This is a genomic window from Stieleria varia, assembly GCF_038443385.1.
GTDB lineage: Bacteria > Planctomycetota > Planctomycetia > Pirellulales > Pirellulaceae > Stieleria > Stieleria varia.
The window spans coordinates 897,452-909,600 of record NZ_CP151726.1 but is presented as its reverse complement, the minus strand read 5'-3'; the positions used below and the strand labels follow the sequence as shown (position 1 = coordinate 909,600).

At 55.8% G+C, this 12,149-nt stretch carries 12 protein-coding genes; 6 read left to right on the top strand and 6 right to left on the bottom strand.

What is annotated here, in order from left to right; genetic code table 11:
* Positions 1-4: 4 nt before the first annotated feature.
* Positions 5-196: a hypothetical protein gene (locus tag Pla52nx_RS03175; protein ID WP_146518244.1), complete on the bottom strand. Its 192-nt coding sequence runs from the start codon at positions 194-196 to the stop codon at positions 5-7.
* Between the two features lie 111 nt (positions 197-307).
* A complete protein-coding gene (locus Pla52nx_RS03170) occupies positions 308-1,003 on the bottom strand; it encodes a DUF6677 family protein (protein ID WP_231741677.1) in 696 nt (231 codons plus the stop codon).
* A 181-nt stretch (positions 1,004-1,184) separates the two neighbouring features.
* Between Pla52nx_RS03170 and Pla52nx_RS03165 the strand changes: the two genes are divergently transcribed.
* Positions 1,185-1,835 (top strand): hypothetical protein, encoded by a 651-nt coding sequence (locus tag Pla52nx_RS03165; RefSeq protein WP_146518243.1) that lies wholly within the window; start codon positions 1,185-1,187, stop codon positions 1,833-1,835.
* 905 nt (positions 1,836-2,740) lie between these two features.
* Here Pla52nx_RS03165 and Pla52nx_RS03160 read toward each other — a convergent pair.
* The gene (locus Pla52nx_RS03160; RefSeq protein ID WP_231741676.1) at positions 2,741-3,031 is read right to left on the bottom strand and encodes a hypothetical protein; all 291 of its coding nucleotides are present in this window, start codon (positions 3,029-3,031) and stop codon (positions 2,741-2,743) included.
* On the opposite strand from Pla52nx_RS03160, the gene Pla52nx_RS03155 reads away from it, so the two are divergent.
* Positions 3,031-3,267 carry a hypothetical protein gene (locus Pla52nx_RS03155; protein WP_231741675.1) on the top strand — a complete coding sequence of 79 codons (237 nt, stop codon included), beginning with the start codon at positions 3,031-3,033 and terminating at the stop codon, positions 3,265-3,267. The genes Pla52nx_RS03160 and Pla52nx_RS03155 overlap by 1 nt on opposite strands.
* A gap of 456 nt (positions 3,268-3,723) precedes the next feature.
* Here the strand turns inward: Pla52nx_RS03155 and hisS are convergent, their stop codons facing one another.
* The gene (gene hisS, locus Pla52nx_RS03150) at positions 3,724-5,043 is read right to left on the bottom strand and encodes a histidine--tRNA ligase (RefSeq protein WP_146518666.1); all 1,320 of its coding nucleotides are present in this window, start codon (positions 5,041-5,043) and stop codon (positions 3,724-3,726) included.
* Between the two features lie 14 nt (positions 5,044-5,057).
* On the bottom strand, positions 5,058-5,528 hold the full coding sequence (locus tag Pla52nx_RS03145) for a YkgJ family cysteine cluster protein (protein WP_146518241.1): 471 nt from the start codon (positions 5,526-5,528) through the stop codon (positions 5,058-5,060).
* 202 nt (positions 5,529-5,730) lie between these two features.
* Here Pla52nx_RS03145 and Pla52nx_RS03140 point away from each other — a divergent pair, with 202 nt between their 5' ends.
* The 4 genes from Pla52nx_RS03140 (at position 5,731) to Pla52nx_RS03125 (ending at position 9,656) form a co-directional block, all read left to right on the top strand.
* A complete protein-coding gene (locus tag Pla52nx_RS03140) occupies positions 5,731-6,582 on the top strand; it encodes a formyltetrahydrofolate deformylase (protein ID WP_146518240.1) in 852 nt (283 codons plus the stop codon).
* A gap of 110 nt (positions 6,583-6,692) precedes the next feature.
* The gene (locus Pla52nx_RS03135) at positions 6,693-7,970 is read left to right on the top strand and encodes an NTP/NDP exchange transporter (protein ID WP_146518239.1); all 1,278 of its coding nucleotides are present in this window, start codon (positions 6,693-6,695) and stop codon (positions 7,968-7,970) included.
* 224 nt (positions 7,971-8,194) lie between these two features.
* On the top strand, positions 8,195-8,692 hold the full coding sequence (locus Pla52nx_RS03130; protein WP_146518238.1) for a fasciclin domain-containing protein: 498 nt from the start codon (positions 8,195-8,197) through the stop codon (positions 8,690-8,692).
* 205 nt (positions 8,693-8,897) lie between these two features.
* Positions 8,898-9,656, top strand: a complete 759-nt coding sequence (locus Pla52nx_RS03125) for a DUF7450 family protein (protein WP_146518237.1) — start codon at positions 8,898-8,900, stop codon at positions 9,654-9,656.
* Here the strand turns inward: Pla52nx_RS03125 and Pla52nx_RS03120 are convergent.
* Positions 9,618-12,086 carry a sensor domain-containing diguanylate cyclase/phosphohydrolase gene (locus Pla52nx_RS03120; protein WP_146518236.1) on the bottom strand — a complete coding sequence of 823 codons (2,469 nt, stop codon included), beginning with the start codon at positions 12,084-12,086 and terminating at the stop codon, positions 9,618-9,620. The two genes, Pla52nx_RS03125 and Pla52nx_RS03120, sit on opposite strands and share 39 nt — an antisense overlap.
* Between the last annotated feature and the right edge of the window lie 63 nt (positions 12,087-12,149).

The following is a 12,149-nucleotide window of genomic DNA, read 5'->3' as shown; positions in this document are numbered from 1 at the left end:
GAAACTACGTCAACCAACTGAGAACGAGTAGGACACCGACAATGATCCCCATGAACACGGTGATCCAACGCGCTGTGTACAGCGAATGTTTGGTGATCAACCCCATGTCCTCGTGCCGCGTCGCACCGAATACCAGTGAAATCGCGATGATCAGCGGAACGTAATACAGCAGGTAAGTCGGCGAGATGGAAAGCATGTTCGATCGATCGTGAGAATTAGCGTCAGCGGAATTCCGCAGTCAGTGTTGGTCGCTGCCTCGTTGCCCGGCAGCGATCCGTATGATTGAGCCAGCCTTGATTAAGCCAACTTATTGAGCCAGCCCAACGTCGGTAGACCCCCGCGTGGTGGTTCTGGCATCCGAGTTCGCCGTGACACCAAAAGAGTCCGACGACGCGACGGACTCATCACCACCTGATGGCTCGCCAGGAGAATCGCCCCCCTCTTTCTTTCGACCACTGATCGGTACGGCCAGTGGACCAGCGAACGCATCGTAGATCACCAGAATATTCAGTAGTCCGGCGATCACGGTGTACAGAGTCCCCATTTCGTAGCCAGCACCATATACGGCGTACCAAGCCGCCACTTCGTCCGGGTTGCCTTCGATCACCGGTCGCTGAGGAGGAGCCATAAAACCGCCCCACAGCGGCTCGTACCCCGGAACGGTTCGGCCGTTGACCGTGTTCTTTCGCATGTGGTTGCCCTGGATCAACGCCGGCAATGCCACCGTGCCCACACCGGCCTGCAGGAAAAAATGCCATCTCTTGTCGCCCGGTTCCCAGGACGCGTATACGACGTGGCCTCCGCCAAACGCGAATCCGAGAATCCAGATCAGCAGAATACAGACCAAAAAGAGCGTGCCCTTTGTATAACGCCGTTGATACATATGCCCGGCACCGGGAACCAACCAGGCCAAAAAGGCCGCGAGGAGGCGGTTTCGCAAATCGACACGAACTCCGTCGACTTCGATTTCACACGATGATCCAGTGGAATTGCTTGCAACCATTGAGTTTCTTGAGAGAGGGGCGACCAGAGAGTTTTCCGCTCAGGCTCAGATTGTGAATCAAACGCGTCGAAAGCGATAGGTGAATCGATCGCTCTTGACGGCGCGGTCCGCGATGAACTATTTCCCGCACTGCACTCCGAGTGCCGTTTGTTCTTCGCTCACCGTCCGCAAGTGGAACGCCATGTCACGTTTTGCACCATTCTCTTTCGTCACCAGTTTCGCGATCTTGGCCTTGTTCTCGGTCGGTTGCGGTTCCAGCGATGTCGCTCAAAATAGTGGTGATGCTGCCACCGAGCGAGGCAACGTCGCCCAAACCACGTCAACCAATCCCGCCACCGCCTCGCCGGGCGACGTCGTCAGCCAGTTCCTTGACCGCGTACGCCGCGGCGGCTCCGACTCGGGGGCTGGACAGCTTTTGACACAAAAAGCACAACAAGAATTGGCTCGAATCGGACAAGAAATCCAGCCCTTGGGCACTCCGGACGCCCGGTTTGACGTCACGCGCTCGGTTGCCATTCCTGGCGAAGAAAACGCGGCTTGGGTCCACAGCATTTGGAGTGAACCGGGCAACGCCGGCGAAGTCACCAGCACGCAGGTCGTGTGGAAGCTGAGCCGGGAAGCCGACGGATGGAGAATCAGCGGTATGGCGCTGGAAATCGACCCCAACACGGCACCGCTGGAAATCGACTTCGAAAACGGAACCCAGTTGGCCAACACCCTGTTCGGAGCCGACCAGGAAAATGCGGACTCCACGCAGCCCGCTGCCGCTGAAAATGCAGCTCCAACGATCGCCACCGAACCCTCTCAAGGAATGCAATTCCCCAACTTCTGAACCAGCGATCTTCCGCTCTCCATCGCACGCATCCTCCGGCGCTACCCGCCGGATCAGCACCCGCCGAATCATCACATTGCGTTACCCAATTGGGCGGAAACTGCAGGAATCGGGTTTTGACCTTGAACCTGCTCTCAAGGCACCGAAATCCCCTCCGACGCCGGCTACTTGAATGTCGCTGACGGGGATTAAGTAGCCGCTATCAAGCCAAAACGCGTTGCCCAACGCTATTGGGCGTGATTCGCGGCCTTCTCGGGCCTCGCCACCGACAACTCTCTTACGATCCCAAGGACCGGAAAAAGCCCAGGAATTCCACCAGGATTCCGGGGGTGGGCCGATTGACACCGGATTTCCCAGGGTTACTGTATCGTCGAAATCACGTGAGCCGCAAAAGCTCCGCAAACCTCCTATCTTGTGTGAATGCTAAAGTTAAGTCGCTGGTGAGCCTGTTCACGAGCGAAGCAGTACGGGGGAGCGTGGGGGGATTGGTGACGTTCATCAATCGACGATTTGCTGCGGCTGGGCCCTTTCGGGTCCATAGTTTTTGAACGGTGTGAAAACAGGATCACATCAAACACTCCGAAACACTTGGGAGAAAACGATGAATCGGACTGTGGTGAGCGGGATTGCCGCGTTCGCACTCGTAGTGGGTGCGGCACTTGCCCTATCGAACAACACGGCACAAGCCGGTCACTGCGGTGGCGGCCTGTTGTCAAAATTGAAAGCCAAGCATTGCGGCGGCGTTGTCCAAAGCGGATGCGGCGGCGGACTGTTGGCCAAGCTGAAGGCAAAGCATGCTTCATGCTGTGCTCCTGAGCCAGAGCCTTGCTGCGAACCAGCTCCTCCGGCTTGTGGTTGCGGCGGACACTCGCGTCCGAAGCTTTTCGCCGGCCTGATTGCGAAGATCAAAGCTCGTAAGAGCTGCGGTTGCCCCGCTCCAGAACCGTGCTGTGCACCTGAACCAGAACCGTGCTGTGCTCCTGCACCAGAACCTTGCTGTGCTCCCGCTCCAGAACCTTGCTGTGCTCCTGAGCCAGTGAGCTGTGGCTGCGAAGCTGCTCCTGTTGCTGGCTGTGGCTGTGAAGCTGCTCCTGTTGCTGACTGCGGTTGCGAAGCTGCTCCTGTCGCTGGTTGCGGTTGCGGTGGCGAAGCTGTTTCCTACGACGCAGCTCCAATGGCTTACGAATCGGCTCCAATGGCTTACGAATCGGCTCCTGCCGGTGGTGACTTCAACTTGGCTCCAGGCGAAACCTTGGTTCCAGGTAGCGTTCAAACCGTCGGTACTGCAGAAGCCGCTGCTCCTGCTGCCGCCGAAGCTGCACCTGCAGCCGAAGCAGCTCCTGCTGCCGCTGCTGAGCCTGTCTCCAGCGCAAGCGATGCAACGGAAGACGCTCCTCCTGTTCCAGTTGCCGATGGCGACACCAACATCTGAGTGATCTCCAAATCACTTTGATTGATCAAAAAAAACCCATCGCCGGAATCCGGCGGTGGGTTTTTTTGTTGCTGTTTCACGTTGTGTGCCGACGGCGCTAGTGGCCTGTTGATTTAATCGAAATTGGGAACGCAAGGGTGAGCCGTGGGCCGTAAGGCACCGGGCAATGCGGTAGGCCCGGCCGCTTACGCGTCGCGGCTCACTAAATCAACGGCCCGCTAGACGCGGATTATTCATAACCCGACGCGTAAGCGAGGGATACTCGGTAAATCCCTCGCTGACGCGTCGGGTTATGAAAAACAATCTGCATTTCCCAACGATGTCACAACTCATTGTCAAGAATCTGTTAGCGCTAAAATCAATCATCCGCATGAATCATCCGCGCCTAGCACCATCGGCTCACAAGAACTCCGTAGCTCACTCAATCACAGCCCGCTAACTCAACAGCCGGCTAACTTACTGCGTCAAGATCGCGATCAACGCACCTGGATCCTCGTGCGAGTAGTCCACGTCGATGGACTCCTTGGTCGCCAGCGTTTTCACCTGCACCTTGCCGGCCTGCCATTCGCTTTCTCCCGCAATCAAAGCGAAGCGGAACCCGTGTGCGTCAGCGTACTTCAATTGCAGACCAAGTTTTTTCGGATCCGGATAGACTTCCGTAGCGATTCCACCGGAGCGTAGATTCGCGGCCAAACGCAAATAGTCGCTCCGGTGAGCTTCGTCAAAGTAAGCGACGAAGGCCACGGCGGGCGTCGTGATCTTGGGCAACATCTCCAATTGTTCCATCGCGGCGAGCAGTCGATCCAATCCCAACGAAGCACCGATGCCGGGCAAATGCTGCTTGGTGTACAGGCCAGCCAAGTTATCGTAGCGTCCGCCGCTGCAGATGCTGCCGATCGACGGCAGATCGTTGAGCGTCGTCTCAAAAATCATCCCCGTGTAGTAATCCAGGCCGCGGGCGATCGACACGTCGATCTTGATCCTGCGATTTGGGACACCTGACGCCAGGGCACCGTCATACACATCTCGCAATCGTTGGATTGCGGCGAGCGCCTCGTCACCGCCGCCCGTGATCTCAGGCAAACGTTCAAAGATCTCGTTGGCCGGGCCGTCCAGCTCGGCGAGCTGCAGCACTTGGTTTGCTTGATCCTCACTGATCGCTGCCACTTGGCACATTTCTGCGGCGACCTGATCGCGACCGATTTTGGCCAGCTTGTCCAGGCAACGTAGCAACTCGACGGACTTGTCTTGCAATTGCAGGTGCCGCAGCAATTCGCTGAGCACCGCACGGTTGTTGATACAAATCGTGAAGCGGTCCAGCCCGATGGTCTCCAGCAACCGATTGATCACGGCAACCGTTTCAATGTCCGCCATCACGTTGGTGGTTCCGATGGTGTCGAAATCACACTGGACGAACTCGCGGTACCGACCCGCCTGTGGGCGTTCTCCACGCCACACCGGGGCGATGTGATAGCGTTTAAAGGGGGTCCCCAGGGTGCTGATGTGTTGGGCGGCAAAGCGAGCCAGGGGCACCGTGAGGTCAAACCGCATGGCGACCTCGCGACCACCATTGTCCTCAAACCGATAGATCTGACGGTCCGTCTCGTCGCTCCCCTTACCGGTCAGGATCTCCAGATACTCCAACGTCGGCGTGTCGATCGGAGCAAATCCGAAAGAGCGAAAAACCTCTCGGGCGGTCTGCATCAGCCGCTCACGAGGAATCATCGCGGCGGGCAAATAATCACGAAAACCGCTCAGCGTGCGTGGTTTGATCAGAGTCATCGGGTGTTTCAGAGGATCGGCAGGGAGTTCGGTTTGCGGCTGCGGAGGGAATCACGGTCGTCGGACTTCAAGTCCGGAAACTGAGGCCCGTAGATCGCGTCGGCGTACTCGTCGACTTGCTCGGGGGTCTCGAAATAGAGTTCGTAACAATAGTCGTCGTCGAATTCACATTCATCGGTCGTGTATTCGCGACAGATTTCAGGTCGGGTTTCATAGATTCCACATCGATGGTCCTCCTGCAGATGCTTACAGACGGCGTGCACCAATAAATACCACTGGTCGCCCTCGACAAAAATCGATGCTCCCTCGTGCAGCAGGTACCACCGCATGTAGTCATAATCCTTGCGGCTGCACGGTTCGTCGATCGGCAAAGCGAAATAGCGACAGCACTTCGCGGTGCAATGTTCACACAGGTTGGCCGACTTGGGGTACTGGGCTCGGCTTCGTCGAATCGGCGGGGCAATGTTGGACCGGTTCATGTTACTGGAGTTCTGGCTGGGCACGGATCGTCTCCCGACACGCAAAAAACGGCGCCCGGGCAATAACTCGTCCTTTCGAGAACAGAATTTAGCCAGCCCAGGCTCGCTCAGGTTGATCGATTAGCGTACGTTTTTCAGCTATCCCAGCGTAGGGGACTGATTTTCTCGCTCGGCAAGCACGCACCACTCATCAGGAAACCCAATGGAAGTCGTCATCACCGCTCTGGGGCCGGACAACGTCGGTTTGGCCGATCCGATCATTCACTTCGTGACCGGTCAGGGAGCCCGCATCGCCGAGATTCAAATGTATGACCACGACGAAGAACAAATCTTTGCGATGCTCTGTCGCATTCAAATCGCCGACGACCAACTCGACCTCCTACACAAGGCGATGCGTCAGATCGGCGATCACACGGGACTGGCCATTCGAGTGTGGAGCAGCGACGCCCGCCCACGCCCCAAACTGGCAATCTGCTGCACCTTCGTCGAGCACACGCCACGCATCATCCTGGAGGCGATTCGGGACGGCCAATTGAATGCAACGGCATCGGTGATCATTTCCAACCGCAAGAAACTCGCCAAGCTTGCCGAGGAGTTCGACGTTCCGTTTCATCGTGTGGGAGATGACAGCGGACAAACCGACGACGACGAGATGGTTCGTGTACTCGACGAGTACGACGTCGATTACGTCATCTTGGCCCGCTACATGCGAGTCCTGCCGGCCAGCACATGCTGGCAGTTCGCCGGCGGTCGGATCATCAACCTTCATCACGGACTGCTGCCCGGCTTCCCTGGCTTCCGCCCCTATCACGACGCCCACCGCGCCCGCATGCTGACGTATGGGGCCACTTGCCATTTCATCATCCCCGAACTCGACGCCGGCAATCAAACGATCAACCAACGCACCTTCTCCGTTGACCCGGGCACGCCGTTGGAGGACATTATCGTGCAGGGCGAACGTGAGAACGAACCGGCTTGTCTACTCGAAGGCGTCCGACGCGTGGTCGATCGAGAGGTTCAGCTCCATTTCCACCGCGTCACCGCTCGATCCTAGTCGGACCGCGTTCATTTGGGCACGCCGCTTTGGCCAAAACCAACCCCTACCAGCCGAGCACGGACTTGCCGGAGGAATCGTTCACCAACGCTCCACAAAGTCCTGTTCCTATGACTTTGGTTTCTGAGGGGCGAATGGTTCGCTGGGCCGCTGCCTGGTTCTTCTTTGTCCTGCTGAGCTATTCCATCATTCGCCCGATCCGCGAAACCATGGGCGCGATCGGAGGGATCAAGCAACTCCAGGGTCTGATGCTGGTCACCTTTGCGGTCATGTTGCTGGCGGTCCCGAGCTACTCCATGCTGGTCAATCGCTTGCCCAGACGCTGGCTCGTCCGAATCGTCTTTCATTTCTTCTGCGTTTGCCTGTTGCTTTTCAGCCTGACCCTCAGCTTTGGATCGGAAACCGTTCGTGTTTGGACGGCGCGCACGCTGTTTGTCTGGGTCAATGTCTTCGCCCTTTTTGCCACCAGCGTGTTCTGGTCCGTGATGGCAGACTTGCTCTCCAGTGAACAAGGTAAACGACTGTTCGGTCGGATCGCCGCAGGCGGAACGACCGGTGCCATCACCGGTTCTCTGCTAACCAGTCAAATCGCGACGCGAGTTTCCACGTCGACGTTGCTATTGCTGCCGATTGCCACACTCCAACTAGGACTTTGGTGCGCATGGAGACTGGAACGAAACGCAAGGAATCAAACGCCAGCAGACGAAAGCGATGTTGAGCTCGACCGAGCCGACGAACAACACATCCCAACCACCGGTGGACTGCTCGATGGCATCACACGAGTGCTGGGATCTTCCTACCTTGCGTCGATATGCTTGTTTCTGTTCTTCGTGCAAGCCGCCGGGACTCAACTCTATTTCCAACAAGCCGAGATCGTGAAACACGCAGTGGTCGACGATCAAGAAAAGACTCAGCTCTTTGCCTACATCGACTTTGCAACTCAGTCGCTCACGCTGGTGTTCCAGTTGCTTCTCTCTGGAACCCTGTTGCGGCGATTCGGTGTGAGTGTTTCACTGATGATCCTGCCACTTGTCTACTTCTTGTCATTTGCCGGACTTGCCGTAACCAGTTCGCTCACTGTTCTTGTGATCGCCATGGTCGCCGCACGCTCCATCGGCTATGGCATCACCGTACCCGCGCGTGAAGTCCTCTTTACAGTGGTCAGCCGCGAAGACAAGTACAAATCCAAAAGCTTCATCGACACCGTCGTGCTCCGCGGTGGCGATGCGCTGGCAGGGCAAATCTTCGGCTCCCTGCGAAACATCGCCCACATCGCCTCAACAACGATCAATCTCTGGACGCTGCCCATCGTCCTCGTCTGGACCTTCGCAGCCTACCGTCTGGGCAAACGACAGAATCGGCTCTCTAGCCGGCAAAGCGATCAGTAACAGTCGTTAACGGTTGTGTTACGACTTCCCCAAATGGTGTGATTCTGAATTCTCAAAAAATCTTTGAGTTCCACTTGCTCTGGCACTTGTCAGCATGTCGCTGCCCGCAATAGTGCCTCACCGATCGATCGATCCAAGTTCCGAACACAACTCAGACGGATTCGCTTCCCTGCAATTCCGTCACCTCTTTCTCTCCAACCCTCCATTTGATGGAAAGGTCCAACATGAAGACTATGTTAACTCTAGCTGTTGCTGTTTTTGCCGTTACTGTCACCGCCCAATCGGTCAGTGCCGACTGCGGAACTTGTGACAAGACCGTTGTTGAAAACGCAGCAGCAAACAAGGATTTCTCAACTCTCGTCGCGGCCGTCAAAGCAGCCGGTCTTGCAGAAGCGCTTTCGGGTGAAGGTCCCTTCACCGTGTTTGCACCTACCAATGAAGCGTTCGCAAAGCTGCCCGAAGGCACCGTCGAAACTTTGCTGAAGCCCGAGAACAAGGAAAAGCTCGTCGCAATCCTGAAGTATCACGTGGTCTCTGGCTCCGTGATGGCAAAGGATGTGGTCAAGTTGGAAGAAGCAAAGACCCTGCAGGGATCGATGGTAAAGATCCAAGTCAAGGACGGCACCGTGATGGTGGACAAAGCCAAAGTCGTCAAGACCGATATCAAGTCTTCCAACGGCGTCATTCATGTCATCGACACGGTCATCCTGCCCAAGGAGTGATCACGGAGGCGTTCTCGTTGAATGCCACATCTCGTATGACGCCGGCCACGCTGTGGTCGGCGTTTTTTTCTGACTGCTGAATTCATAGTTAATGAAGTCCGAATCTTCTTGTGGTCCGTTACAACTTAATGTTCGGGCGGCTCGTTTGATCGGAAACGGGGTCAACTCTAAAACTTAGCTGCAACGGACCACTAGGATTCCAGAGATGTTTTACTCCAGCGTTCGCCTCCATCCACTCCAGACGATCATTCGTATCTTACCCCTCGCGGCACTCATTGGTGCCGGCGTAGCGTTTGCACATTCGCCGGTGGAGTTCATGGAGGTCCTGCAAGTGAAGCCAGGTCGTCTAGTGGAACACTCCGTGGATGTGAAGACGAGTTTGGACGCGTCAAGAACAGAATCGAACCTAACAGGACCAACACACTTCTCCCGCAGCGTTGGCTGCATGAACAAAATAGCAAGGTCGCCTTACGCCTATCTCAACTGGTACTCCATCGAAAAAAACAATCCGCCCCGTGTGCCAAGCATTCGAGAAGTCACTATTTTAGACAGGGTGCGAGGCAGCGAAAACCAAACGCTCAAATTAGGTCCGGCAGCCTATCAATTGATTCCCTCACAATGGCTGACCACCGGAACGCCTGACGAAATTCCCGCCGGACTAGATCACTACACGGCCTATGAAGTTGTGGAGGGTCCCCAGGTCGATTTGGTGGTCTCTCTGATCACTCCCGAAGAGAAATCAAGCCGCAAAGTCGGCAAGCCCATCTTCATTTGCGTGCCATCTAACCAGTGGCATCACGATGAATCCGTCAAGCCATCCCATGAGTCGGACGGTTTCGTCGTCTACGAGCTGGATTCATCCGATTTCGCAAAAGAGTTTACGGTGATCGATCAATTCGGTCTGAATCAAATCACTGCAGCCAGTTCAAAGTGGATTGCTTGTCACGCCGCGATCATGAAGTGATGATGCTTGCCGAGGCTTCTCGTCGCTTGACTGCCGTTCCCGAGAGACGGCATCGACGAAAGAGTGCTGCGTGAATCGACACAGATCCAACATTTCACTCGCGATTTGAGTGATCGACTGGTGATCTCGGTCACTGTCCAACACTCTCTTCAGCTCGCTCGCTTTGCTGCTGATCCGCTGGGCGCCATACTTCTCTGCCGTCATTTGCAGTCGGGTAGACATCGCATCAAGGGAATCATAATCGTGGTCATCGAGAGCCTCAGCTAAACGCTCGATCTGCAGGCCGATGACCAATGCCGTGTCGGTGGAGACCTGGTCGGAGTCCAGTTGCCGCATACGGTTTTTGTCACTGATCGTTGCGATGAATCGCTCGACCAACTCCGGATCAAACTGAGTACCGGCACAACGCCGCAACTCCATCGCGGCTTCGCGTTTGGAACGTCCCTTACGAAAGACCTGATCGCTGATCATCGCGTCGTACGCGTCGGCGATCGCCAAAATCCTTGCTCCCAACGGGATCGAATTCCCGGCCAATCCGTCCTGACTTGGGCCGCCGTCGTAATGTCGCTGATAATGCTCGACGATCTCTGTCAGTGAAGGCAGGCCGAACGACGCACGAATGATCTCTTTTCCGATCGTGTCATTGCGACGCATGACATCCCACTCATCTTGCGTCAACGGACCCGGCTTGAGGAGGATGTGATCGGGAACACCGATTTTCCCGATGTCGTGTAGCAGCGCGGCTACCTCCAATGTGTAGCAATCCTTGAGCGACAGCAGTCCCTCTGCGGTTGCGACACATAAATCGGCAACCCGGCGTCCGTGTGTCGCAGTGCTTTGATCCCGATAGGCAAGCGCAGAGATCAGCGCCGTGACGGCATGATAAGGCACCGAAGATGCATCGGTTTGCTCTTCTTTGACTCGACTGATCTTGGATTCATCAACCACCATGTCCTCAGGAACTTCGTCCCAGCGGACAACTTGATTTCGGCCACCACGTTTCGCAGCGTACAGGCACTTGTCTGCTTGATCGAGCAGATCCTGCGGTTCAAGCGTGGCTTCGGTGCGTGTGGAAACACCGACACTCGTGGTGATCGAGAACCCAGGAAAACGCAACGCTTCTACTTTGCTGCGAATGCGTTCTGCCAGTACAGCTGCGTCATCGATCGTTGTCATCGGCAACAGCACCGAAAACTCTTCACCACCGTAACGGGATACGATGTCCGACTCTCGTGCCGTGTCCATCAGGGTTGCGGCGACCTGACGGAGGACCTCGTCTCCCATGCTGTGGCCATAGGTGTCATTGATCGATTTAAAGAAGTCGATATCCACCATCATCGCGCACAACGGGTTCTCGTATCGATTGGCGGTTTTCCACTCGCTGTCGAACCGCTCAAAGAATGACCGCCGATTCAAGCAACCCGTCAATGGGTCCCGTGTTGCAAGATGCTCCAACTCACAGTTCTGCTGTTTGATGGCGATACTGGATTCTTGAAGGCATTCAACCATCGTGGTCAGTTCACGCTTCTTCTTTTCCAAATGCGTGACGTCCTCAAAAGTCGTCAGCGTCCCTCTCGGCTTTCCTGAGTCATCCTTGATAGGCGATGAACTCACCGAAAAGATGCGGGTTTCATTTCCATCAGTTTCGTATCCGAGCAATCGACCTGTCACCGACGCATCACTCTTCAATGCGTCCTTCCACGGATTCGCACTCTCCTGCACCTCGTCCGCACTGACAAACTTGAACGTCGAGATGGAGGTCCCGATCAATCGATCCGAACAAGTTCCCGTCGCGTTTTCAAAAGCGCGATTGGCGAGCACGATGCAATCGCTGCGATCCATGATCAACAGGCCTTCGGCAAGCGTGTCCAAGGCTTCGCGCACACGAGCCGGAATCACATTCGCCGGATTGAGCTGTTTGAGTACGATTCGCAAATAAAAGAAGTAGATGACAAAACAGATTCCGGAAACAAACAGGAGTTGGTCCATTTCGGGATCGCTGGTCAGCCATCCAGAGTCGGCGACGGGATCAAACGCAGCCTCAAGATTTCCCCATGGCTCACCTTGGGAGTACAGCCGTACCCAAATCTGCGAATCCGTCTCAGCACTCTTGGCCCACTCCCTCGCATGATCGCCGACTTCGACGATTAAGGTTCCATCATCCCGGCGGACCCCCAGTGATGCGAGGTCGCTGCAGCGACTGGCAAATGCGTCCAGATACTTCTGCATCGTCCGCCGGTCTATGCGGTCCGCCATCAGGGAAAACCCGATCGCCGAAGACTCACACAGTTCTTTGCGTCGTTTTAATGCCTGCTCGTTCGAGTCAGGCATGATTCCCACAAACGTCACGACCGTCAACACGCTCGCCAGCAACCCCACCAAGCTGAGGCTGATGTTTGCGACGACCGGTATCTTAAAGGGAAGCTTCATGACGTTTGAATCGATCGTGTCAACAACTCGATCGCTCTGGACTGCGAGATAGAATCGGCACTG